This window comes from Marseilla massiliensis (assembly GCF_016899955.1).
Lineage (GTDB): Bacteria > Bacteroidota > Bacteroidia > Bacteroidales > Bacteroidaceae > Prevotella > Prevotella intestinigallinarum.
In genome coordinates this window covers 174,189-198,549 of sequence record NZ_JACJJL010000003.1, presented here as the reverse complement: position 1 = coordinate 198,549, position 24,361 = coordinate 174,189, and the positions used below count along the sequence as shown (strand labels likewise).

17 protein-coding genes and 2 pseudogenes are annotated in these 24,361 nt (G+C 51.1%); 2 read left to right on the top strand and 17 right to left on the bottom strand.

Annotated features, from left to right (window positions below; translation table 11 throughout):
- Positions 1-159 precede the first annotated feature (159 nt).
- The 5 genes and pseudogenes from H6B30_RS02980 to H6B30_RS02960 form a co-directional block, all read right to left on the bottom strand.
- A pseudogene (locus H6B30_RS02980) lies at positions 160-1,527 on the bottom strand (outer membrane beta-barrel family protein).
- A gap of 237 nt (positions 1,528-1,764) precedes the next feature.
- A complete protein-coding gene (locus H6B30_RS02975) occupies positions 1,765-2,490 on the bottom strand; it encodes a carboxypeptidase-like regulatory domain-containing protein (RefSeq protein WP_205107753.1) in 726 nt (241 codons plus the stop codon).
- A complete protein-coding gene (locus H6B30_RS02970) occupies positions 2,483-2,719 on the bottom strand; it encodes a hypothetical protein (protein WP_205107752.1) in 237 nt (78 codons plus the stop codon). Before H6B30_RS02970 ends, H6B30_RS02975 begins: the two co-directional genes overlap by 8 nt.
- 798 nt (positions 2,720-3,517) lie before the next feature.
- Entirely contained in the window at positions 3,518-4,162 is a 645-nt protein-coding gene (locus tag H6B30_RS02965; protein WP_205107749.1) for an HAD family hydrolase, read from the bottom strand.
- Positions 4,159-6,855 carry a 4-alpha-glucanotransferase gene (locus H6B30_RS02960; RefSeq protein WP_205107748.1) on the bottom strand — a complete coding sequence of 899 codons (2,697 nt, stop codon included), beginning with the start codon at positions 6,853-6,855 and terminating at the stop codon, positions 4,159-4,161. Before H6B30_RS02960 ends, H6B30_RS02965 begins: the two co-directional genes overlap by 4 nt.
- 302 nt (positions 6,856-7,157) lie before the next feature.
- Here H6B30_RS02960 and mltG point away from each other — a divergent pair, with 302 nt between their 5' ends.
- Positions 7,158-8,183, top strand: a complete 1,026-nt coding sequence (gene mltG, locus H6B30_RS02955; protein WP_205107746.1) for an endolytic transglycosylase MltG — start codon at positions 7,158-7,160, stop codon at positions 8,181-8,183.
- A 375-nt stretch (positions 8,184-8,558) separates the two neighbouring features.
- Here the strand turns inward: mltG and H6B30_RS02950 are convergent, their stop codons facing one another.
- The 8 genes from H6B30_RS02950 to mazG form a co-directional block, all read right to left on the bottom strand.
- Entirely contained in the window at positions 8,559-9,017 is a 459-nt protein-coding gene (locus H6B30_RS02950) for a hypothetical protein (protein WP_239483469.1), read from the bottom strand.
- Between the two features lie 53 nt (positions 9,018-9,070).
- Positions 9,071-9,454 (bottom strand): hypothetical protein, encoded by a 384-nt coding sequence (locus H6B30_RS02945; protein ID WP_205107744.1) that lies wholly within the window; start codon positions 9,452-9,454, stop codon positions 9,071-9,073.
- A gap of 42 nt (positions 9,455-9,496) precedes the next feature.
- Positions 9,497-10,048: a sigma-70 family RNA polymerase sigma factor gene (locus H6B30_RS02940; protein ID WP_205107742.1), complete on the bottom strand. Its 552-nt coding sequence runs from the start codon at positions 10,046-10,048 to the stop codon at positions 9,497-9,499.
- A 5-nt stretch (positions 10,049-10,053) separates the two neighbouring features.
- A complete protein-coding gene (locus H6B30_RS02935) occupies positions 10,054-11,451 on the bottom strand; it encodes a L,D-transpeptidase family protein (RefSeq protein WP_239483490.1) in 1,398 nt (465 codons plus the stop codon).
- 149 nt (positions 11,452-11,600) lie between these two features.
- A complete protein-coding gene (locus H6B30_RS02930; RefSeq protein ID WP_239483467.1) occupies positions 11,601-11,915 on the bottom strand; it encodes a T9SS type A sorting domain-containing protein in 315 nt (104 codons plus the stop codon).
- An 84-nt stretch (positions 11,916-11,999) separates the two neighbouring features.
- On the bottom strand, positions 12,000-12,914 hold the full coding sequence (locus H6B30_RS02925) for a ribonuclease Z (RefSeq protein ID WP_205107738.1): 915 nt from the start codon (positions 12,912-12,914) through the stop codon (positions 12,000-12,002).
- Positions 12,915-12,932: 18 nt separating this feature from the next.
- Positions 12,933-13,499, bottom strand: coding sequence for a lipocalin-like domain-containing protein (locus H6B30_RS02920; protein ID WP_205107736.1), 567 nt, complete (start codon positions 13,497-13,499; stop codon positions 12,933-12,935).
- 20 nt (positions 13,500-13,519) lie between these two features.
- Positions 13,520-14,380, bottom strand: a complete 861-nt coding sequence (gene mazG, locus H6B30_RS02915) for a nucleoside triphosphate pyrophosphohydrolase (RefSeq protein WP_205107734.1) — start codon at positions 14,378-14,380, stop codon at positions 13,520-13,522.
- Positions 14,381-14,472: 92 nt separating this feature from the next.
- Here mazG and H6B30_RS02910 point away from each other — a divergent pair, with 92 nt between their 5' ends.
- Positions 14,473-17,112 (top strand): valine--tRNA ligase, encoded by a 2,640-nt coding sequence (locus tag H6B30_RS02910; RefSeq protein WP_205107732.1) that lies wholly within the window; start codon positions 14,473-14,475, stop codon positions 17,110-17,112.
- 179 nt (positions 17,113-17,291) lie between these two features.
- Here H6B30_RS02910 and H6B30_RS16655 read toward each other — a convergent pair whose 3' ends face one another.
- The 4 genes and pseudogenes from H6B30_RS16655 to H6B30_RS02895 all read right to left on the bottom strand — a co-directional run bounded on the left by H6B30_RS16655 (position 17,292) and on the right by H6B30_RS02895 (position 23,777).
- Positions 17,292-18,125, bottom strand: coding sequence for a DUF4253 domain-containing protein (locus H6B30_RS16655; protein ID WP_439116952.1), 834 nt, complete (start codon positions 18,123-18,125; stop codon positions 17,292-17,294).
- An 84-nt stretch (positions 18,126-18,209) separates the two neighbouring features.
- Positions 18,210-18,434 (bottom strand): annotated as a pseudogene (locus H6B30_RS16795) (DUF7832 domain-containing protein); the annotation flags it as partial.
- Positions 18,435-18,446: 12 nt separating this feature from the next.
- The gene (locus H6B30_RS02900) at positions 18,447-23,090 is read right to left on the bottom strand and encodes an immunity protein Imm33 domain-containing protein (RefSeq protein WP_205107728.1); all 4,644 of its coding nucleotides are present in this window, start codon (positions 23,088-23,090) and stop codon (positions 18,447-18,449) included.
- 21 nt (positions 23,091-23,111) lie between these two features.
- Positions 23,112-23,777 carry a hypothetical protein gene (locus tag H6B30_RS02895; protein WP_205107726.1) on the bottom strand — a complete coding sequence of 222 codons (666 nt, stop codon included), beginning with the start codon at positions 23,775-23,777 and terminating at the stop codon, positions 23,112-23,114.
- Positions 23,778-24,361 lie beyond the last annotated feature (584 nt).

Genomic DNA, 24,361 nt, shown 5'->3' with positions numbered 1-24,361 from the left:
CTGTTTACAGTGCGGCATTACTTGGTAGTAACAGCCGTGCCATCACAACAAAATTGCGGCAAAGCGATGATTTGGCATGGAGATTGACGAACGAACACGATGCAGCAGCCACATCCAATCATTCTGTTTGCAAAATGCAAATTCAGCCCCCGTTTTCCATTATAACCTTTCCGTATTGATGCCAAATTTGTTGTGCTTCATGTTTATGCGCTTACCAAAGCGATAGGATACCGACAAGTTCAACACCCGAAAGGGACTCCAGTCAAACAGATACGAAGACGTTTCTGCATCAACCCGATAGTCTGTATGCGAGGCTATCATGTTTTGGCAGGATAGCCCTATTGCCAAACGCTTGCCATACAACAAGCAACGCACCTCCATATCCATCCGATACCTTGATGAACTGCAGCCGCCAACATCTTTCTCCCTGCCTTGATATTGTCCCCATAGATTTAAAACAAACGTCTTCTTACGGTTAAAATATATGTTGTTGTTCATATATATGAAAGTTGAAACATGGTTCATATTTACCAGCCCGAACCCTGGTAGTGGCTAGGAAGACACCATATATACGCTGCCGTCTACATAAAAGTCCAACCATTTCAAGCAATCAAAATAATAGGATAAATTCAAGTTATAGACACTTTTGTCCATTACGTTGTCTACGGTATGCCTCGTCATCTTGCCAACTTCGTCTATATCTGTATAGGTTGACATCACTCTCGTGATTCGCTTGGCACTCGCAGATATTGAAAATGCTTTATGTGTAAACCCAAGTTCTGCCATGTATGACTTCATTGGCTGTAAATTGGGGTTGCCGGTTTGAATGGTATGCGCATCTACATAAGTAGTAAAGGGATTAAGGTCTACATAGTTAGGGCGGTTTATTCTGCTTGTCACGCTTAGGGAAAGTGTGTTGTCGTCATTGCATCTGTACTTTATATATAAGGTGGGAAACAAGTCAAACTGATGCTTTACGCTCTGTTGGCTCATCTTTATCGACTTTCCGTCCAACACACCGTATTCACAACGAATGCCAACCTTTGCCTCCGTTTTATCGTTCAGCTTACCCCTTAAGTCAGCGTAAGCTGCAAATATGCTTTCTCCATACCGGAAATGGTCGTCAAGTTTGCATCCGTTGGTCATGTGCTCGTAGTCGGTCCTGTTGTCTGTATTTGACTTGGAACAGGCCGCCCCATATGAAAACAGAGCCTTACCAAATGTGAATTCCATGTCTGCTTTCAACTGCCAAATAGTGATGTCGGGGCTGTTACGCCGCAGAAAGCCCAGCGTTTCGTCGTGTGTTGTATGCAGATTCACTTTGTCGCTGATATGATAGTCCAGGAAGTCGGCATTCACTTCAAGACTTCCGCCACGGCCAATGTCATGCCTACTGTAACGCAGGTTGGCATTATACCGATTGTAATTGCAGTCGAAATCGGTGAATGTCTCATAATGGCCTTTCCCTCCATCACCTCCATTGGCAAAGATGCTTGTGACTGAAATTTGGTCGGAAGACGGTTGCATGTTATTGTACGACAGCATGGCTCCTAACGACGAATGTCCAGACAGCGCATAGTCAATGCCGGCGGTGACTATTACATAGTCATTAGACTTCAACTTTCGGATGTCTGACAACCATGTCTCGGCAGGATAAACAACCCGGCTTGACTTGTCTGTCTGCACCGTGCCAAGCCCCGCCCCCACACTTACATACGATTCAAACTTGCCGTGCTTGTATTGCAAATTAAAACTGGCCTCGTCCTATACACGCTCTTTTATGGAAATGCAATTGGCAAGCGAACCTCCCCAATAGTCACTTTTCATCTTCTTTGTAACGAAGTTTATTACACCTGCGTCATCCTCGGCTGAATATTTTGACGGTGGAGCCGTCATCACCTCTATCGCCTTCAGGTTGTCAGAGTTGAGCGAACCTAAATACATCATCAGTGTCTTCATATCCATCTTCAGCTCCCGCCCATCCATCAGGAATACAAGTTTTCCTTTGTTCAACATGCTTATGGCATCTTCATGAACTATTACGCCCGGAGCATGCTTAAGTATATCAAGAAAGTTTCTTGCCGTTGGACTAAGCCTTTCCGCATCAAGTGTCAAGCGGTCTATTTCCCTTCTTACTATCGGTTTACCTGACGTAACAACCACACCGGCCAGCAATGTGGTGTCGGCCTCCAACCGAATATTGACAAACACTTGCTGTCTTGCCTTGTCAATCATCCATTTGCAGGGCTTGTAACCTATGCATGAAACCAATAAAGATGTAGGCAAAGGAGTTGTAGCAACAGAAAAACATCCGGCAGAATCACTTGTACATACGGCGATGACATTATTACCACTGTCGAGTAATGCTATCGTAGCCATGTCTATTCCATTGTCCTGCCCATCGGTTACCTTTCCGAAGACAGCATCCACCTGTGCCGCAGCTCCCGGGGCAGCAAGGCAGCACATCAACACCACTACAATCCTAATCATCAAAACCATTGCATTCTTTTACCATCGACTTCACAAAAAAATCAATAAACAGATAGTCACTGAGTTTCGTATCTATACTTCCTAAAGAGCAGATGCCTTTTGTACAATTCCCGTTGTTTTCCAATATCTTTTGACTACACGGTCCCATACATACTGGCAGAATCTTGCATTTAAGACATTCATCATGCTCAAATGTGGCCACAGATAATCTTTTGGAAATTAAGTCCATGTCTATTTCCAATGTTCCATCATCATTCAATTCGCCGTACTAGGTACTCTCAGAGAGGGTTCTCCCATTACATTTATGCTATGTTACAATAACCATCAACAGCTCATCAGCAGTCCGGGGATGTGATTTTTTGGATATTCCGGGCTTAAATGTGCTTTCGGCATGTTTGTCGGCATATTGCCGGCCGCTTTGTCTCGGCGCAGTCAGCAACGCATCCGACAACGGCGGCAGCCAATCTGCACATCTACACAACCGAATTAACATTGAGACCAACGGACTACATGAGCAAAAGACTATCACCCAGCATGGCATGTGACATCAATGCTCAAGCCTACAGCTGCAATAACTCGATGATGCACGGATAATGCCGACGGTGGCCATGCAATATTGCAGCCACATCGCGAATGCTGCTTATTTACAGACAAAGATACTAAAAACTGTCTATAAATCATGACATTTCGCCGCAATAATTTTGGTATACTTGCCATACAGGGCTTAAAAACAGGCCGTATGGCTTTGCAAAACAGGCTGTTTTGTGTGACAATACGGGCTATTTTGCAAAGTCAAACGGCCACGGCCGCAACGCCCTGGAGCACAAGAAGATACGCCCGATGGCCACTATAATGAAAAGACATGATACAATTGTTACAATCACCGGCAGGCAAATGCGGTCGGGCTTGCTGATGATTGGCCTTTGACGCCTGCAACCGCTGCTACAGAACGCCCCCACCCGACACGCGAAAACACAGGCCAGATGCGCAACAAAATGGCACAGGCAGCAGCAAGAACGCCACAGAGTCAATAATCCAACAGCTCGGACGGCTCGGCCACAAACGTGTCGGCACCATGGGCCACCAGGAAATCCCTGTCGCGAAATCCCCACAGCACACTGATGCAGGGCAAGCCGCTGTTGGCAGCCGTGGCCACATCGACATCGCTGTCGCCGACATAAACAGCCCCATGCTTGCCCACTCCCAGTTGCCTGAGGGCCTCTTCTACAGTGTCGGGGGCGGGCTTCTTGCGTATTCCCTCACGCTCGCCTATGGCCACCTCGATGCTGTCGCCGAAGAAATGGCGGCACAGTTCCTGTGTGGCTGCATAAAACTTATTGCTTACCACCGCCATGCGCTTGCCCCTGCGCTTCAGTTCTGCAAGCATGTCGGGCACTCCGGGGTATGGCATGGTGGTATCAAGAGAGTGAACCATGTAGTGGGCCCGGAAATCGGCCAGAGCCTTTTCAAACTTAGGGTTGGCAGCCCCTCCGGGCACAGCCCGCTCCATGAGCACCCTCACGCCGTTGCCCACAAACCGGCGCACGTCGTCAAGGCTGTGCTCGGGCATGCCGTTGAGCCTTAGCGCATGGTTTGTGCTGGCGGCCAGGTCGGCCAAGGTAGACAGCAATGTGCCGTCAAGGTCGAATATATATGTCTGATACTCTTTCATCGTCTGCTTCGTGTTATCATCAATTTCAGTTTTTCATTAAATTTCACATCGCCCACCAACCGCTCTATGTCGATGTGCATGCGGTATGACCAACCGCAAAACGCGCTACCGGGCACATTTATCCGCTCTGCCCTTGTGTCAGGGTTGTGAAGCCCGGCGTCGACAGCCAGCCAGTCTTGCAGGGCCATGATGCACATCATCGACGGGCAATACAGATGGCGGGCTATTACCTCCTCGGCTATGAATGCCGGCATCTTGAGCGGCGCACGACCGTCTTTTTGCAACATGGTTGCATAATATCTCTGCGTGCGCTCGGGGTTTTCTTCCCACCACAGCCTCATCGGGGCCATGTCGTGGGTTGAAAACGTTGCCACACCACGGTATTTGTTGGCGTTGAGATGGGCAAACTCGATGCCGGCCTGCTTAGGCATCGACTGAATCTCGAGGTCGAGGATGCGCAGTGAGTCGAGCACCGGCCCGACGCAGTCGGGGATGGCCCCGAGTGTCTCGGCGCAAGCCAGCATGGCGGTTCCGCCCGTTATGGCGGCGAGCACCTTCATGCCGCGCCATCCCCAGAACGCATTATGGCGCTGCACAAAATAATTGCCATACAATCTCATGAACGACTCGCGGTCGTCATCGCCGAGGGCCTCGAACACGGGTTCGCGGTAGGCATATATCCGGGGATGGTAGCAGCCTTGGCGGTGGGCGTCTTCCACAAAGAGCACATCCTCGAGCAGGCGCATCAACCCGTCGCGAATCCACAGGCTGTTTTCGTCGGACTTGCCTTCAAAAGCCCTGGCCACCTTGGCCTGGGTGTCGTATTCCGGCCTCAAGTCGTATATGTTGTACCCTCGGCCGACGAGGAAGTTGTCGCGCACATACTGCGCATGCAGCCCGAAAAGACGGTCGAGCACCTTGTCGTTGACAAATGGCTTGGTAAACAACACCTTGCGGAACCGCAGTCCGAAGCGCTCTATCTCATCGGCCGTAAATGGCAACGACGGCGAGAAATGGCCCAGGCGGCCCGACAATGAGCCTGCGGGAATCTCCCAGATGCGGAAAAAGCCAAGCACATGGTCAAGGCTGAAGGCATCGAAATATGCCGACATGCGGGCCAGGCGGTCGCGCCACCATCGGCATCCGTCGGCCATCATTGCCTGCCAGTTGAACGTGGGGAAGCCCCAGTTCTGCCCGTTGGGCCATTCGGCGTCGGGCATGGCCCCGGCCTGCGAGTCGAGGTTGAACAGCCCGGGATGCACCCATGTCTCGACGCTGTTGCGCGCCACGCCTATGGGTATGTCGCACATCAGGAACACACCGTTGGCCCGCGCATAGTCTGATGCGGCCTTCAGCTGGCGGTGGAGCAGATACTGTACGAAGAAAATATACCGGGCTTCGCTGCACCTTTCGGCACAGAAACTGTCGACGGCCTTCTTGTCGTATTCACCAAACCCGGGCCACCGGCTGCAGTCGGTAGAAGAATTGGCCTCACAGAGCAGGCAATAAGCAGCATAGTCGGCCAACCAATGGTGGTTGGCATCCACAAACTCACGATATCCGTCGGAACCGGTTATCGCGCTGCCAAACTCGTTGTAGTACATGCGAAGAAACGAAGACTTGACGCGCCACACTGCCTGGTGGTTGCACTCGCGCATGGCATTGAGCTCCATGCGCTGCTTGTGAAACGTGACCATGGCCGCCCTGTCAGGCAAATCGCCCAGGGCATCGATGTCAACATATTCCGGATTGAGCGCATTTACAGACATTATGTCGTAGGGGCAAACGGCCATCTGGCCCGTGAAAGCCCCCGTATCGTTTACGGGCAATGTGCGTATAGCCTTCATGCCCGTTGCCACGGCCCAGTCTACCAGCAGCTTCAGGTCGCCAAAGTCGCCTATGCCGTAAGAGTGGGCACTGCGCAACGAGAATACGGGAACAGCCACGCCGGCCACCCGCCACATAGACTCGCACACCCTGAGCAGTCCGCCGTCGCACACGGTTACTTGCCCGTCGGCACTCCGGCTGCTGTCCAAAGTCCTGTTGTTGCCTTCTTCCCAAGCCACGAAATCGCCGGTCTCTTCGTTGACAACCACAAACTTGTATTCGAGCTGCCTGTCTATGCCAATGGCGTTTACGGGCAGCATCCACATCGTTTGTCCCGAATACTGCATCTTGAGATAGCGCGATGTGCTCCAATTGCCAAGCACGGGGTGGCTGCCGCACAAGGCCACGGCCTGGCCTTTCGACAACTGTGGGGCCGACACCGAAAACAATATGGTCTTGCGGAACAATGCCACGTCGAGCGGCACAAACCTCTCGCCCATGCTTCCATGCACAGTGGCAAGATATGCGCTTGTGTATAGATGTTGCTGCAGCGGTATGTCACGCCACGAGTCAAGCATCACGTAATCGTTTGATGCGTGGTAAGGTATGATGCGCGGAATCAGATTCCACTCCTCCCTAAGCACATCGCCATTGTTGTTGCGCAACTGATATGCATACTTGAACATGGTGACCGGATGGCGACGCGAGTCAATGGCAGACGTCTCTACCGCCCAGAGGCACCCGTCGGCAGTGTCCATGCGGACTTCGCTCCGACGCGAACGCCCGTCTGAACAGACATACTCTATGACGACAAACAGGCTCTCACCCCATTCTGTGAGATATTTTAGACTAAATCGTAGTTTCATCACTCCATCATCGTTTCGTCAATGCAAAATTACGAAAAAAAACAACTTAACGGCAATCATATATAAATAAAAACTCAATAGCATGGGCTTTTTTAGCTTAACCGGCTACCTTGTGCCAAATAAATTAGCATGACAAGGAGCGCTTGCAGCATCCGCCACATCGCGACTCGCCCTATTACGCTGTGCAACAGCACGGCCGGCAATGGAAATATTGGGCAGCAGTGGCAGCAAAAAAACCGCAAAACATTTCCTCGATTTTGAAAAATGGTGTATCTTTGCCGCGTTAATCAATCTTCAGACACATGAAATCAAAGAAATCAAGGCTTTACCTTTATACCGCCTTTGCGTGCATATTATTGATAATAGGCGCGCTATACTATTACTTCTTTTCCGATTTCTCGAACAAAGAAACGGTGCAATACGTTTATATCGATGATGATGACACACAAGACTCCGTGTTTGCCAAGCTGGCCGACGTGGCCAACTATCATTCGCTAACCGGCTTCAGGACTCTGGCCCGCCACAGCGAATACGGACAAAACATACACACCGGACGCTACGCAATAAACCCCGGCGAAGGGGCTTTCATGGTGTTCAGGCACATTAAGAACGGCGTTCAGTCGCCAATAAGCCTCACGATACCCGAGGCACGCACAACCGAACGGCTGGCCAAGCTGCTGTCTGGCAAGCTGATGATTGACAGTGCCACGATAGCAAAATCACTCAAAGACTCGGCTTTCTGCGCCAAATACGGTTACGACACAACGACTGTAGTTGCGCTGTTCATACCCAACACATACAGCATATACTGGAATGTGAGCATGGACAAGTTTATGGAACGCATGAAAAAGGAGCACCGCGACTTCTGGAACGAAGAGCGCAGGCAGAAGGCCGAGGCCATGGGGATGAATGCCGTGCAGGTGGCCACGATGGCAAGCATCATCGACGAGGAGACAGCCAACAACGCCGAGAAGCCCATGATTGCCGGCATGTATTACAACCGCATAAAGGCGGGCATGCCCCTTCAAGCCGACCCGACCATCAAATTTGCATGGAAAGACTTTGGTTTGCGCCGCATTTACCACAAATTGCTGTATATCGACAGCCCGTATAACACGTACAAAAATACCGGACTGCCCCCCGGGCCAATCAAGGTGGCTTCGATAGCCGGCATAGACGCCGTGCTCAACCACGTTGACCACGACTACCTGTATATGTGCGCCAAGGAGGATTTCTCGGGAACGCACAACTTTGCCAAAACGTATGAAGAGCACTTGAAGAATGCGGCCAGGTATTCGGAGGCGTTGAACAAAAGGGGCATAAAGTGAAAGGAGACCTCGTTGCCCGATTGCACGGCTGAGACATACTTTCGGTGCAGATTGTCATGACCATGCAGGCTGGGCTTACCGGCTGGGCATGGCGGCCACGCCAGGTTGGCAGTGGGCAGGGCCGAGCCTATGGTTGCCGCCCGTGCCGGTGGCACGCCTGCCCAAGCACCGTCGACAACCGGGCCATTAGCGTACGGCATCAGGCTGGCCCCGACCCGCTTACAATGCAAGCGCAATTGGCGGCAACGCCGGAACCACATAATTACAAAGGCAAAAAAACAATGGCATAGCCACGGCGCCGTGGCTATGCCATTACAAAAATATAATTACACTTTAATGAAACCATGCCCTCGCTATGCGACGAAAGAACAAACGTTAGTTGTCTTTATGCTTGTTCTGACGCTGAGGACGATTGTATCTGTTCATCATTCTTCTGTGAAACTTGTCTTCGGCCTTAATGACATCAAACAGCTTGCTGGCCGGTATTATGGTCATCATTTTATTGTGATACGTCTGTTGAATTTGCTTTAAGTCGAGCTCCAGGCGGTCGCGCTTTTCTATTGCCTCTCGGCATCCCTCCTCGTCAGTCGGCTTAACACGCCCCATCCGGCGCATCCTGCTGAACACGGCGCGCTGCTTCTTCTGCATCTCGTCGTAGACAGGAAAGAACTTTGCCGACTCCTCGGGCGTCAGGCAAGCCTCCTTGACGATAAACTGCTCCATGTCGGCCTTGAACTTCTCGGGTGAGAATTTGGGGCGCTTATCTTGCGCATGTGTCTGCATGGCAACCACAAATGCCATCAACAATATGAATATACTACGCTTGCTAATCATAATTACTAAATATCTTTAACCATAAAATAGAATGTGATGGCCTTACATGGCCTTTACTCAAAAGAGGAATCTGTGAGATACGCATAGATGTCGGCGTTGTCAATCATCATGTAATCGGCCACAGCCTCATCATAACTATCATAGCTGGCCGACTGAGCATCGGCGGCCACGCTGCTGTCTGGCGCGCTTACGCCAACATTGCCACTATCGGCAAAATACATAACAGCGCCAAACATACCGATGCAAACACAAGCAGCCGTACATATCCAAGCCCGCAACCGCAGCCTGTAAGTCCGTGCTGTACGCACCGGAGCTGCATCGCGATCGGGCAAATTGGCCATCACCTGCGAGGCCAATCCTTCGAAATAGCCTTCGGGAACACGGAACGGGTTCTCTTTGCCTGCCCTACTTCTGATATATTCTTCTCTCTCCATCATGATTTATCCTTTATGTGTTTGACGCATAAAGGCACTGATGGTTTAATCATGCAATTTAAAATAGTCGGTTATTTTCTTCACTGCGATATGGTATGAGGCCTTCAGTGCCCCTTCGGAAGTAGACAGAATCTTGCTTATCTCGCTGTATTTCATGTTTTCAAAGTAACGGAGATTGAAAACAGTACGCTGCACGTCGGGCAACTGAGCAATGGCTTGTTGCAACATGGCCTGGGTCTGATCGCCATCAAAATACTTGTCGGCAAGCAGCATGTTGGCAACTCCCGTATCGGCATCGTCGGCACTTACCGCATCCATGTTTTTCTTCCTGCGCATGAAATCCAGGCTTTCGTTTATTGCTATCCTGTAAAGCCACGTTGAGAGCTTTGAGTCGTTGCGGAACGAATCGAGGTGACTCCAGGCCTTGACAAATGTGTTCTGCATCACGTCATTGGCATCTTCGTGGGTCAAAACAATACGCCTGACCTGCCAATACAACTGCTCGCTGTATTGGCGCACAACTATTTCAAAGCCCTTACGTTGTGTTTCGGGCGCTGACAATAGCCTGACGATCTGCTTCTCATCAATTGTTCCCACTTGCTTTATTTTTTGACGCCCGGGACAACCAAAGGTTTAATGTTGTTGAAAATCACATCATCAAACCCATAGATGTCATTGTATGTACACAAGCGCCCGTCGGTATCAGCAAACATTGTGTAGTAAACGATGTACAACGGAACGCACGGCTCTACCTTAAGCGACCTTACAAGCGAGGGTGCTTCGCCGTCGCTATCGTCTACATAACGCTGTCCCCGCAAGGTTGTCGGCGGAATCCCCATTGATATACGCAACTTGTCAAGCTGCCATTCGTCGACGTCGCCAAGCAAGAACTCGGCCAGCGCAAATGGCTCCTGAACCCTCACGCAACCATGGGAAACGCTGCGGATGTTGCGCGTGAACACCCCTTTGCTCGATGTGTCGTGCAGAAACACCGAGAAATCGTTCGGAAACCTGAAGATGATTCTGCCCAGCGAATTGCCTTCGCCACCCTCCTGCACGACACGGTAGTCGCCACTCTCGAGCATTGACGTGGTGACATCACTCTGCGCCACCCGCTCGCCCGTCTTCCGCTCTACCACATAATACCTGTTTCTGGCAAAGTAAGCGGTGTCGGTTGCGCGCGGTGCTATATCCTTACGGATAATGCTCATCGGTATGTTCCACACCGGATTGACATCCATACGGTTAATGCAACTCGACAGAAGGGGCGTCTTGGTCTTGCGCGTACCGCAACCTATTCGCATGTCGATGGCCTTGCCGTCACCGTATGCGTAGAGATGGAATGCCGGTATGTTGACTATCACTCTTTTGTTCACATCCTGCAAGCCATCGGCCATGCGCCACCTGCAACGTTCCATGTTGCAAATCACTGTGTTACGGGCGCTGCCCGAGGCCAAGGCGAGTTGCTTTTTGAGCTGTGAATACAAATAAGAATCGGGTTCAATCTTGTCAAACAGCATTCCAAGCTCATGCCCCCTAATACTGTTCAACACATGCTCTACGTCTTTTTTACCCGGGTGTTCGATGTCTATGTCAAACAACTTCTCGAACCGGGGAGTGGCAGAGTCCGACGAATCGTCGAGCGTATCAAGATGGTTGAAAAGGTAGGTCGGGTTGACAAAACCATAACGCATGCCTATATAATACCTCATGCATGCTCGGGTGAGGTTGTATTCCAAACGGGCGAACACATGGCTAATGATATTGACAGAATCGTCAAACTCGAGGTTGCGTACCTTTTCGAGGTCCGACTCTATGGCGTCTACGAAAAAGGAACGCTCGTCAAAGCCTACATCTGCGACTGTCCTTAACACCGACAGCAGGGTGTCTGCACAACCATCCACGCCGCTGCGATCTATCCACAGATAATCTCCTCCGGCCAAATAATAGTTGTTCGCAAACCTGTCTCCGGCAAATTCAGGCTTAAAGGAGTAGCACATACTCTCCACCTGATGCCTTATTTCACTATTACGCAAAGAAAAAACAGGCGTCCTCAAACCTGAAAACGCCTCGATGGTAATATCTTTATTAGTATTCTCGGGCCTGTCGCTGCACGCGGAAAAGAGAAAGGCAATTATGCATGTCAGTATCAACGAAGTGACACTTTCCGTACGACCTTCCCTATCTTCAAGATATAACAACCTTTAGGAATATTAAGTTCAACACGTTGCGATTGGCTTTCTATCTTTACTGATGCCACTTTTCTGCCTGTAAGCGAAACGACTTCGAGCACCTGCCCACTGGCCCCGGCAACATTCAAAGTCATACCATTCACAGTAATGTTTATGTTGTCGGCATCCATCTGCTCTTGAATGTCTGGATCATAATCCCACGCTGCGACCGTAAGCGGACATGTCACAGCGCACATGATGATGAATGCCATTGCCAATATATATCTTTTCATAAATCTCTGCCTTTTGTTTGCAAATATAATATTTTCCTTGCAAACTACAAAATTTATTTCGGGAAAACACAATATTATGGCAATTCATACGTTGAATATGGCCATTTCTTTTGCCAAAAAGGCATTGGCAAAGATACTTTTCGCCTCTTCCAGCAATATGCTTTCGTCATTATAACGTGCTGAGAAATGCCCCAGAATCAGCTGGCCGACATTGGCATCCCGGGCCACCGTGGCGGCCTGCGACGCTGTGGAATGGTAATACTTCTCGGCATTTTTCTTGTTGTCCTCTCCATAAGTGCTCTCATGGTAAAGTGTGGTGACGCCTCGCAATACCTGGCTCAACTGCGGCATATACTTTGTGTCACTGCAGTAGGCATAGCTCCTGACAGGATCTGCAGGGGTTACCAACCTTGAGTTCGGAATGACGTCGCCGTCTTCCATCACCCAGTCCATACCGTTCTTTATGTTGTTAATCTGACTTTCGGGTATGCCGTAATAGTCAATCATGTCTCTTCTGATATGTGGCAGCGTTGGCTTTTCCTTGAACAAAAAGCCACAGCAAGGCACACGGTGGTTCAATGGTATCGTCTCAACGCTTAGGCTTCTGTCGTCGTATATTATCTTTTTTACCTCCGTATCCAACGGGACAAACCTTACCTCGTAACCCAATCCGCCACAAAACGTGTTAATCTGTGCATAAAGCATGGATTCGAAATCAGATGGCGCATAGACATTTAGCGGTGCCGTACGGCCCAACATGCCCAAGGTGGATATCAGGCCTATCAATCCGAAGCAATGGTCACCATGCAGATGCGATATGAAGATGTTGTTGATTTTGGTAAATCCAAGCCTGGAACGCCTCAACTGCATCTGGCATCCCTCGCCGCAATCTACCAGAAACAGCTTGTCTCTTATTTCAACCACTTGCGAAGATGCATGATGGCGCAATGTCGGCAAAGCACTGCCACATCCCAATATGTGAACTCTAAACGGCAACATACATTTGACTTATCTGTTCTATCGAAGTGTTCCCACGGGCAATCGCCTGTATCCGTAAACCACGCCGGCGCGCTTCAAGTGAAGCGAATCGGGCCCGATGAATGATATTTCAAACGTGTCCTTTGACAACAACAGCTTGCCATTCAATATCTTCCATTCCGTGCGTGGTGTCTGTTCCTTAACGCTGCTTTTGACAAGTCCGCCATCACAAATCTCAAAAGACTCACGTATGTTCGCCCATTTGCCGAGCAAAGACGTGATATTTATAACCTTGCTTGCCACAAAACCTTCATCTTTGTCAGTCACACCGACAACAGCCATCCTGTCACCGACAGACAATCCTCCGACGACATTTCCTTTGCTGTCGGCTGCCGACAACTGGCAAGAGACAGTATCGCCATTGTCTGTTATCAGTTCGAGAGTATTCATGGCCGTTCCCAAGCCGCATACGCCATATACGGTTGAGTCGACCTTCACTGCAGCCTTGGGAATCTGGTTAATGACCAGATTCTTTTTTTTCTCGCCCCGACACCCTGACAGCAGCGCCAAAGCGAACATGCATTTAACCACAACAGATACTCTCATAAGCCCAGAACAAATTTTTGCTATTGTTTTTTCTCGTTTTTCTTTGCCTCATTCCACAAATCATCCATCTCGGCAATGGTCATCTCAGTCAATGGCTTGCCTGATTTTATTGAATGATCCTCGATGTATTCGAAGCGCCGGATAAACTTCTTGTTTGCATTCTCAAGGGCTGTATCTGGGTTGAGATGATACAAACGCGCCGCGTTGATTACGCTGAAGATAAAGTCTCCGAGCTCTTCCATAGACCGCGCCTTGTCTTCCTTACGCAATTCTGCCTCCAGTTCGCCAAGCTCTTCGCGCACCTTTGACCACACATCACCTTTGTCTTCCCAATCAAAGCCGACGTTTCGTGTCTTCTCTTGTATGCGATATGCCTTTATCAGCGATGGCAGTGCAGCGGGTATTCCGGACAGAACCCTCTTGTTGCCGTTCTTTTCCTTAAGCTTTATCTGCTCCCAGTTTTCAATCACCTGCTGCGCCGTAGACACAGCAGACTCCTGCTTTTGCCCTGTTGCGTCCTCACCGTAGGGCAACGGTTTTGGTTCGGGCGCTCCAACCTGCGAAGGGTGATAGACATGCGGATGGCGGAAAATCAACTTGTCGGCAAGCCTGTTACATACATCAGCCACATCAAACTGACCCTTCTCATCGGCAATCTTGGCATAAAAGCACACATGAAGCAAGACGTCGCCCAACTCTTTACAGATGTTAGGCTCATCTTCGTTGAGCAAGGCATCGCACAACTCGTACACCTCTTCTATTGTATTGGGCCTGAGACTTTGGTTTGTTTGCTTTCTGTCCCAAGGGCATTCAACGCGCAGCGTGTCCAATACGTCAAGCAGACGCCCAAAGGCGTTCATCTTCTCCTCTTTTGTATGCATAGCAAATATTTAATGTGCAAAAGTACTAAAAATCCATGGAAAATTATTACTTTTGCATCGTTTTTATTCTGAAATTTATAAAACATACAGATATGGAATTAGCAAGCAAATACGAACCACAAGCCGTTGAGGCCAGATGGTACAAGTATTGGATGGACAACAAGATGTTCAGTAGCAAGCCAGATGGTCGCGAACCGTATACCATTGTCATCCCCCCACCTAACGTTACGGGCGTTTTGCACATGGGCCACATGCTGAACAACACCATACAGGACATTTTGGTGAGGCGCGCCAGGATGGAAGGGAAAAATGCCTGCTGGGTTCCTGGCACCGACCATGCGTCGATTGCGACAGAGGCCAAGGTCGTAAACAAGCTGGCCGAGCAAGGCCTGAAGAAATCAGACCTTACTCGTGACGAGTTTCTTAAGCATGCCTGGGATTGGACGAATGAGCATGGCGGCATCATATTGAAACAATTAAGGAAGCTTGGCGCGAGCTGCGACTGGGACAGAACGGCATTCACTATGGACGACAAACGCTCTGAAGGCGTTATCAAAGTGTTCTGCGACCTGTACAACAAGGGCCTCATCTACCGTGGAGTGCGCATGGTCAACTGGGATCCCAAGGCCCAGACAGCACTCTCCGACGAGGAAGTGATATATAAGGATGAGCATTCCAAGCTTTACTACCTGCGCTACATGGTGGTAGAAGAGCCCGGCCGTTACGCCATTGTGGCAACGACACGCCCGGAAACCATCATGGGTGACACCGCCATGTGCATAAACCCCGACGACCCGAAGAACCAATGGCTCAAGGGCAAGCACGTCATCGTGCCTCTGGTAGGGCGTGAGATACCTGTCATTGAAGATGAATACGTTGACATCAACTTCGGTACGGGATGCCTTAAGGTGACGCCTGCGCACGACATCAACGACCACGCATTAGGGTTGAAGCACCATCTCGACACAATAGACATATTCAACGACAACGGGACAATAAGCGAAGCTGCCGGCCTTTACGTGGGCATGGACCGCATGGATGTGCGCAAACAGATTGCCAAAGACCTGACCGAAGCCGGCCTTATGGAGAAGGTGGAAGACTACAACAACAAGGTGGGCTTCTCCGAACGCACCAATGTGCCTATAGAACCAAAGCTTTCAACCCAATGGTTCCTCTCGATGAAGCACTTTGCCGACCTTTCGCTGGAGCCGGTCATGAGCGATGAAATCCAGTTCTATCCTCCGAAATACAAGAACATCTACCGCCATTGGTTAGAGAACATCAAAGACTGGTGCATCAGCCGACAGCTATGGTGGGGCCACCGCATACCCGCATACTATTTCACCGACAGCGAAGGCAAGCGAGATTTTGTTGTTGCGGAAAATGCGGAAAAGGCCCTTGCGATGGCAAAGCAAAAGAACCCGTCGCTGACACCGGCCGACTTAGTGCAGGACGACGACTGCCTCGACACCTGGTTCTCGTCGTGGCTATGGCCGATATCGGTGTTCGACGGCATCAACAACCCCGACAATGAAGAGATAAACTACTATTATCCCACCAGCGACCTGGTCACCGCCCCCGACATCATATTCTTCTGGGTGGCCAGGATGATCATGGCCGGATACGAATACCGTGGCAAGCTGCCGTTCAAGCATGTGTATTTCACCGGCATTGTGAGAGACAAGTTGGGCCGCAAGATGTCGAAGAGCCTTGGAAACTCCCCCGACCCGATAATGCTTATCGACAAATACGGGGCCGACGGAGTGCGCATGGGCATGATGCTTTCGGCACCTGCAGGCAATGACATACTGTTTGACGAGACACTGTGCGAGCAGGGCCGCAACTTCAACAACAAGATATGGAACGCTTTCCGCCTCGTCAAGGGATGGGAGGTGTGCGAGGGCGAACAGCCCGAAGCCAACGCTATTGCAGTGAATTGGTTTGCCGCCAAACTCCGCCAGACCAACGCTGAGGTTGACGACCTGTTCAACAAATACCGCATATCCGAGGCATTGATGGCCGTCTACCGTTTGTTCTGGGATGAATTCTCCAGTTGGTACCTTGAGATGATCAAGCCTGCTTACGGACAGCCGATAGACTCTGCCACACTCGACGCAACGCTTAAGTTCTTTGAGACGCTGCTGAAAATGCTGCACCCATTCATGCCTTTCATCACCGAAGAATTGTGGCAACACATATACGAGCGCAAGGACGGCGAGTCGATTATGCGTGACAAACTTGAGGTAAGCCCGATGACGGAAGCCGACGCCAAGCTGCTTGCCGACATAGAAAGCGTGAAACTCATTGTCAGCGGCATACGCACGGTAAGGAACAAGAAAAACATACCTACCAAAGATGAGCTCAACCTCCAGGCTGTAGGGAGCAACAAGTATGCAGCTTACAACTGCATCATAGCCAAGATGGCAAACGTTGGTGCGATAGACGTGGTAAACGAGAAAGACGCAACAGCCGCAACCTTCATGGTGGGCACCGACGAGTTTGCCGTGCCTCTGGGCAACATGATTGACGTTGAGGCCGAGATTGCAAAGCAAGAAGCACAGCTCAAGCACCTTGAGGGCTTCCTGGCCGGCATCAAGAAAAAGCTTTCCAACGAGAAGTTTGTGGCCAATGCCCCCGAGGCAGTCGTTGCCATGGAGCGCAAGAAGCAAAAAGACAGTGAAGAAAAGATTGCCGCTCTGAAAGACTCACTGGCCGCACTGCGTGGCAAGTAACATGCAATGACAATGGCAAAATGAGTGCCCGGCGCTTTGCCTACCCACATTAACCAGTGCCCCCGGCAGCCTTTATCAGGCTGTCGGGGGCTCATTCTTATTGCATAATGCTTTACACTACGTATGATTGCAACAGGCGTCACTGACATTCCCGCCACAAATGCCTATGGCAAAAACACTCATTCATGCCACCGGAATCGCCATTTCCTCAATTTGCGCAATGCGTCCGCCAATGTCACCTCTGTCCATCCGTCCTGCAACAACGAGCTGCAAAAGCCCAGTTGTTCACCGGCCAACACCAATGCATCATCGTCCGACACTGGCACCGGCACATCAAACTCAAGTTTATCGTGGCTTACCACCGAAGCCACTGCGCCGTGGCAATCATACCAATACTTGGCTACAGCCATCACACTCGCTTCCGATGCACAACCGCCAAACCCGCCAAACGGAATGTATGCAAATATCTCCCATGGGTTTCTTACGGGTATCATGGCCAGAATCACAGGGTAAGTCATCTGCGTATCATCATTCCAATATGGCGGACGACCTTGCCCGTCTATGGCAAAGCCCAGGCCATTCTCGTCGCCGTCAACCATATTGCCTGCTTCGGGCTCCAATGGGCCGCTTTCGGCCGCCAGCCCTGAAAACAAAGCCTTGCCATCGCCGGGAGTCATCGACAGCACCTTCTCTCGGTAACGCCTTATGCTTTCAATGTCGAACTCATATCGATCAGCACCGGCTTTCGCAGCCCCGGAGTTTGATATCAGTGCATCCAACAGCTTTTCATCAACGGCAACAAGCACAGGAATGTATCCCTCGCGCACGCCCAACCGTCGCTCATAACCGTATGCCGATGCAATTGGGTCGTCATCTTTAAACGATGGAAAGTATAGGCACGGGCAGTCCAAATATGCCATCAATGCCTTTGCCAAAGGCGAAGGCTCGACGGTATGCTCATCATAGTCTTGATTCTGCCAGTGCTCGAAATGCCTCTCAATGGTTGAAGCCATGTCCTGGTAATAGTCGTCATAGAAAGGAATGAAAAGGTATGCCTCGTCCTTGAACTCATTGGAGTGGTAACGTGCAAGGCCGAAATATGCCAGTGCATAGTCGTCTATGTCCGACGGGAAATGCGGGGCAAACACATCCCCGTAATAATACCTTGCAAAAGCCATGCCCTCTTCATTGAAGAGTGAAACAGTAAGGCAGCCCCCGAGTTCGTCGCGAACAAACGGGCGCAAATCTGCAAACGCCAATTCTTGTTTCACGCTGTTTATCATCGCGCCGTATTCCCGCGTAAACGCCTCACTCATCAGGTCGTTCTCAACACACTATCTCAGGTATATGGCCAAATGGTTGTAAGCCGTAATTTCCTCTACCGGCAGGTTCTTTTCATGCAGAGTTTCCAGATGGCGGGCAGCGTCGTCCATAAGAATGTCTTCCGAATCAACTGCGTCCGACATGCCATCGTCCGATTTCTCGTAGCCAAACTTTATTGTCATTCTGTCGGGCAACGCCACTCCAGTGCTCCTGCTCACGGTCATCTGTTCGTTCTTCGTTCGACCGATGGTCTCGCCATCATGCAATTCTACATCACATTCAATCACATACGACGCCATGTTCACAAGAAAATCACGCACTTCCGATGATGACAGATGCGAATCAAGCACCTCCATCTCGTCTTTGCCAAAGGCACCCATGCCCAAGGTGTAGGCGCAGGTCCCGGCCTCGCCTTTGTATGTGCCTACCCAAATCCAGCATTGAACAGGGAGCTCATCGCCATCTACTGCCCCGGCAAGGGCCGAATACTGTTGCGGCTCGTAGGCAACGCCGTTTGGGCAAATGGCTGACACGTTGGGCAAATGGCAACAGACGTCCATCAGCCCGGCGTACAGCCGGCCACACTCCAACAATGATTCTTCATTGCCATAAACAGATATTACTGCGTGGGCCACATGGCTTTTGGCCATCTCAACCGCCAACGGCCATTCATCATTGCGCCGGGCCATGCCAACAGCCTCGTCTTGTGGAATAGGACAATGCGACACCGACACAGCCACACGGATGCCATCCACAGTAAACATGTGGGTGGCATCGCCGTCGCCGGTGCACGGCTCTACAATGTGCCCCTTGTCGCTCAACCCACGCAAGAAGTCCTCCCGGCTCCAACCGGGCACAGAAAGCATGGCCTTGCCCTCAAACAATATCGATTCCGCCACGGTGTCTCCGGCCATCTGTTCCGCATCTGTCTCCAACGGTTTTGCACCACCCTGGTCGCCGCCATCGGCATCGTCGCCTGCGTCTTCCACGAAACGGCCTGTTTCATCACGATAGAACACCTTGCCGTATTGGCTTCCCAGCAGCCCGATTATGTCAGGGTCGTAGTTGCAAACAGTGTTTAGCGGATAATACCTCAACTTGCCCTCGTCATCGTCTTCGTTGTCATTTGCGAAGAACACCCATCCGCTGTTCCAACCACGGTCAGACAGCAACGGCCGCTCACGGTAGCAATACCCCACCTTCATGCCTTCGACAACAATTCTGTCGCTGGCCATGCACATGTCGGCTTCGGCCCAGTCGTTGAGCAAGGGCTTTATCTCAATCGTCGGCACGAGGCCTTCATGCAAGCTGTCGCCATCGCCGCCACGATGGGCTGTCCACTCTTCAAAACGCCTGTCAATTACTTTTGCCATGTCTTGATAATACCTTTCAGACCATGGCAACAGCAGGTAAGAAAACTCCGAGGCAGCGGCTCCGCCATTCCCTTCAGCCTCTATCAAGCCGTCGGCGTATGCCTTGATGTCGTCTATGTACTCGTATGGGGTTGAACGGTTTTCAAAATTGTACCATTCGGTGAAGCGGGTTCCCTTGTGATCAAGGCTCAACGATGTAAGTCTGCCGCCGAAATCGGGGTCGTCGCGCAGCAACATCCTCAAGTCGGGGCTGTGGCCCTGCCTTACGGCGTCGGCCACATCGTTGTGCTTGAAAAGAAACGGACGGCTCATTAGCCCGCGCTCTATGCACCAGCGCAGGTAGATGGCGATATGGTTGAAGGCGGCCAATGGCTCAATGTCTAGACTGTTGTCGGCAGCAATGCTCTTGTGCTTGTCGGCATTGTCTATTTCCGACGGGTCGTAGCCCACCGTCTCTGCGTCGGCAACGGCATTCGCCCTAAGTGGATTGATTACTTCGAGCAGTTCGTCGGGAAAACAGTCAAGCATACGGTCAACGCCTTCCTTGGCGGCCAGTGCCGACTCTTCTGCATACAGCGGAATCACCTGCATGAATTCCACCTCGCCGCCGGCATTCAGCTCCCTCATAAAAGACTCCTCACCGAATACGCCTGGCGACAGACAGATGGCGGCACAGAGCTTGGTGCCTTCACAGAAACTGCGTGTTTGGTCATTGACCTCGCCCCATTCATACGGCGTGCGCTGCCTGATGGCCTGGCGCGCGCAAGCCAGCAACAGCCTCACCGGCCAGTAGCGGCTCTCGTCGCTCCAGTCGCCGCGGTTCATGTCCCAGTCGGGCGGCAGGTTTATCAGCAGTTCCTGACGGCAAGGCTCGCCATCGCTTCCATGCGTGTTGCCCAATGCGTAATCGCTCATGCCAAGGGTCAGCAGCGTGTAATAGTCATGTTTCTTTCGGGGCTTTACCACCACGACATGCAACGGGATGTCGGGTTCGGACACTTCGCTGAAGCATTCGACGGGGTCACCGAAATATCGGGTTATGTGCTCCACTACTTCTGCCCTTATGCCATCTTGCGGATTGGCCACAGCCTCCCAGGCATCTTCTGTCACAGGAGCGGTGTCTGTCAAGCCAAGCAGGTTAAAGACATTGACCCGATTCGGATTTACGAGATAACTCAACCCGGCCAGCTCTTCCAACAGTTTTCCGGCCCCATGCTTGGCTTTATAGTCTAATTCCTCAGGGTAAACAGGTATCAGCTGATAGAAATTGACCAGCGAGCCCGACGGCAACCTGCAGCTGCCACCTCCCTCGCCCACTCCCTGCAAGCGTATCACCAAGGCCGCAGCCAACTTGGTATTGGCGGCAAAAGGGCCATCGTCAAAGCTCAGCGTATGGCCCCAGCCTATCCACGCATTGTTGGTCAGCAGGAAGCGCACGGTGTCTTTGAGCATACGGACAGGCCAATACCAGGCGTTGTCGGCAAGCGACTCGGCATCAAGTTTCCAGTCTGCCGGCAACGATATTGCCAATTCGGCCCTCTCGAGGTGCTCGTCGGCCAGATTGTCGGGCACATTCATGACATGCGCCCCCATGCCCATGGTCACCAATGTGTAGCAACTGTTGTCATCGGTCGGTGGGATGATGCAGATGTCTACCGTGAGCCTGTCGGTGCGCGCCCCCAGGAACACACTGTCATACTTGCCCAGAAAGCGCTCGATGTGCTTTCTTACGGCCTCGGCTTCTTCACCGGTGTAACCCTTGTCGGGCGCTGTTGCCGCCTGTCTGCCGGTGGCTGCGCCGTCAGCCGGACCGCTGGCTGCGTCGGCTTGCCCAGCATCGTGGCCATCGTTGCCGCTGCCTTCCTCCGGCTCCGACAAACTGTATATTTCCCCATTCTTGCGAAAATCGGAAAGGTAGAACTTGCGTCCTGGATACCGACTGAGCACAGCCTTAAGTTTGTCAAAGCAGGCTTCCACATCGAAGACAATCAAGTCGATGTAACAATAGTCGCGCCCCATGGCTCCGCCTATCACACGCCCCAGCCCCTCGGGGGCAAGCACGTCGTTTTCTATCATGTCTTCAAGGTCGTGGCGGAAGCTGAGAGCCTCATTGGCCGAATCGTCGCCGCCATCCGTTCCAGCAGGAAATGCGATGAAGGCTGCATGTGCCCCGAAACCGTTCAAGCGGTCGAATATGCCCGTAGAGCCTGAATAATACTCTGAAACCAAAGGCATGAAGCAGGTGGATCCAACCGTCACGTCGAACCGCAATTCATTGCTCTGTTCCGGCGTTCGCATGTATGTGGCATAAGAATCGGCCGGACTTTCCACAAACTTGCGCCCACCCGCCTCAACGGTTTCTGCCATGAGCCGGCGCAGCTCGGTCAGCCTCACCATGCCATCGGCCATGCCCTGCGCCAGCTTCACATCATTTATATACAGACAGACGACGCCTTCGCCGAGCATATAGTCCAGCATCAGCATGAACATGCCCATGCGCTGTTCCGCCTCCAACGCCACAAGGCTATCATTATAGAATGATATGGTGAAACAATTGCCGTCTTTGTCATAATCGGCCGCAACCCATACATCGTCCATATACACCTCCTTACCACCCATGCGCAGCGAAAAAGAGCTGCCTGCAGATTGGATGAAAGGCTCAACCCGCCATTTGTTCTTCAGGCTGTCGGGCATACGCGATATGACATAAGGGTAAACATGAAACAACTCGTGGGCGCCACTCACGGAGAAACTGAACTCATGGTCGCCTCCGATATTGAAAAGAACATCGTCGCCCAGCAAACGCGTTCCACATGCTATGAAGTCTACCTTTTCCGCCACCGCTCCGGCATCACGTTTTTCGGCGATGCCAGCCAGCTGCTCTTCGTTGGCAGAAAGCCACTGCCAGAAATCGTCGGCCCGCTTCCTAAGCGGCAGATGTATGTTGCAAAACCTGATAAAATACAACGTATCGCCTTCGCCGGGCCTCATCCTGTCGGCCACCTTGAAATGCTCCAATGCCTCGGCGTACCTGTCCATGTAGAAGAGGGCGTAACCTATACGGAAATGCCATCTCTCATCGTGCTGCCCCTCGTCGGCCACCGACTTAAGCAGATGGTAGGCCATCTGGTATTGTTCCACATTGTTGTATGCACGGGCAAGCAAGCTGACTGTTTCGAAATCACGCTCTTGCTCTGGCATTTTCTCCAGCAGATCTATTATGCTGTGATGGTTGTCTGCATCATGCCAAAGCTCTACCAGGCGTTTCAGTTTATTGTCCATATTTGTGGTGCTGTATGTTGGTTAATATTCTATTAAATGCCTTAAATCGGGCAGACTGTCCATCGGCTCCAAATATCGCCCCTGCCACTCATGGCCGTTGATGATGTAATAGCCTAAGTAGCCTCTGGTTATTTCCAGGTTGCAAGTGTCGCCAACCATTACCGTTTGGGATTCGCTGCCGGTTGCGGTTAAGGGATATGTGACGTCATTTCCTACAAAACGCAACAACAGGATATGCTGCACGCTTCGCCCCGCACGCTTCATATAGATATCAACGACCACGGCTTTGTAAACATGGCTTTGAGGGCTTCGCCATGCATAGTTGATCCCGAGGAACGCGAGCCAGACAAAGCTGAAAAACAACACCCCCGCCAATACCCCGAGAAACAGATGCAGAATCCATAAGCCATTGCCGACAGTGTTTTTAAACCACGCCCGAAACAAGGCCGCAATGCCAAACGCGAGGCAGACAAACCAAAAAGCATAAGAAGGCACTGAAACCATTGTGCGGGAGTCAAGGAAGATGTTGGCAAACACCAAAACGGCAATTGACAATACAGACAACGCCAAGCCGATTTTGGAGCGAAGAAATGCACTGAATCGCAAAAGCCAATCAGCCCGGCGGCTTGGCTTTTGCGCCTTTTTGCGCGATGTGTTTCTGTTTCTATTATTGCCTGCATTGCCCATAACCAGCATTCTTTACCCTATGGTTTCAAGTGTGTGCGCCCGCCGACAAACCGTAAGCATGCAATCACTGCCTTGCAATATGGCACATCCTCGATTCTGACGCCCGGATTTTGCAAAGATAATGAAAACGTGAGTAATGCGAGCTCGCTTTAATATACACGGGCGCAACATATCTTTTGCAAATATACAAATAAAATCATTATATCTACATGTAGTTTCAAAAAGTGGTGAATATTTACGAAATAAAAAACCATCACAGGCAAGCCCAAGCAAGCATTGTGTAAACAATTGATTCCGCGAAGCCCAATTTAGCGAACTTCCTAATGGCCAAATGGTTGCAAAGCCGAGGCAAGCCACCGCGCGAAACAGGCCGTTTGGCAACGCAAAACAGGCCCCGACGCCATGCTACACTGGCCGTTTGGCAACACGAAACGGGCCATAGCAGCGCACCATGACCGCGATGTAAACAAACATGACAACAACCGCGACAGCCGGAAACTCGCGGCGGGCAAAAGCGCAAAGCGGCGGGCGGGCATTGGAAACACTGCATACCGGTGTGGAAAACCAATGCACACAAACCACAA

What these genes read in the sequence shown, in the direction of transcription:
- H6B30_RS02950 (WP_239483469.1), bottom strand. Translation starts at nt 9,017, where the DNA reads ATGATTAGCAAGCGTAGTATATTCATATTGTTGATGGCATTTGTGGTT.
- H6B30_RS02970 (WP_205107752.1), bottom strand. Translation starts at nt 2,719, where the DNA reads ATGGACTTAATTTCCAAAAGATTATCTGTGGCCACATTTGAGCATGAT.
- H6B30_RS02900 (WP_205107728.1), bottom strand. Translation starts at nt 23,090, where the DNA reads ATGGACAATAAACTGAAACGCCTGGTAGAGCTTTGGCATGATGCAGAC.
- mazG (WP_205107734.1), bottom strand. Translation starts at nt 14,380, where the DNA reads ATGCATACAAAAGAGGAGAAGATGAACGCCTTTGGGCGTCTGCTTGAC.
- H6B30_RS02920 (WP_205107736.1), bottom strand. Translation starts at nt 13,499, where the DNA reads ATGAGAGTATCTGTTGTGGTTAAATGCATGTTCGCTTTGGCGCTGCTG.
- H6B30_RS02945 (WP_205107744.1), bottom strand. Translation starts at nt 9,454, where the DNA reads ATGATGGAGAGAGAAGAATATATCAGAAGTAGGGCAGGCAAAGAGAAC.
- H6B30_RS02930 (WP_239483467.1), bottom strand. Translation starts at nt 11,915, where the DNA reads ATGAAAAGATATATATTGGCAATGGCATTCATCATCATGTGCGCTGTG.
- H6B30_RS02965 (WP_205107749.1), bottom strand. Translation starts at nt 4,162, where the DNA reads ATGAAAGAGTATCAGACATATATATTCGACCTTGACGGCACATTGCTG.
- H6B30_RS02960 (WP_205107748.1), bottom strand. Translation starts at nt 6,855, where the DNA reads ATGAAACTACGATTTAGTCTAAAATATCTCACAGAATGGGGTGAGAGC.
- H6B30_RS02925 (WP_205107738.1), bottom strand. Translation starts at nt 12,914, where the DNA reads ATGTTGCCGTTTAGAGTTCACATATTGGGATGTGGCAGTGCTTTGCCG.
- mltG (WP_205107746.1), top strand. Translation starts at nt 7,158, where the DNA reads ATGAAATCAAAGAAATCAAGGCTTTACCTTTATACCGCCTTTGCGTGC.
- H6B30_RS16655 (WP_439116952.1), bottom strand. Translation starts at nt 18,125, where the DNA reads ATGGCTTCAACCATTGAGAGGCATTTCGAGCACTGGCAGAATCAAGAC.
- H6B30_RS02910 (WP_205107732.1), top strand. Translation starts at nt 14,473, where the DNA reads ATGGAATTAGCAAGCAAATACGAACCACAAGCCGTTGAGGCCAGATGG.
- H6B30_RS02975 (WP_205107753.1), bottom strand. Translation starts at nt 2,490, where the DNA reads ATGATTAGGATTGTAGTGGTGTTGATGTGCTGCCTTGCTGCCCCGGGA.
- H6B30_RS02935 (WP_239483490.1), bottom strand. Translation starts at nt 11,451, where the DNA reads ATGTGCTACTCCTTTAAGCCTGAATTTGCCGGAGACAGGTTTGCGAAC.
- H6B30_RS02895 (WP_205107726.1), bottom strand. Translation starts at nt 23,777, where the DNA reads ATGGGCAATGCAGGCAATAATAGAAACAGAAACACATCGCGCAAAAAG.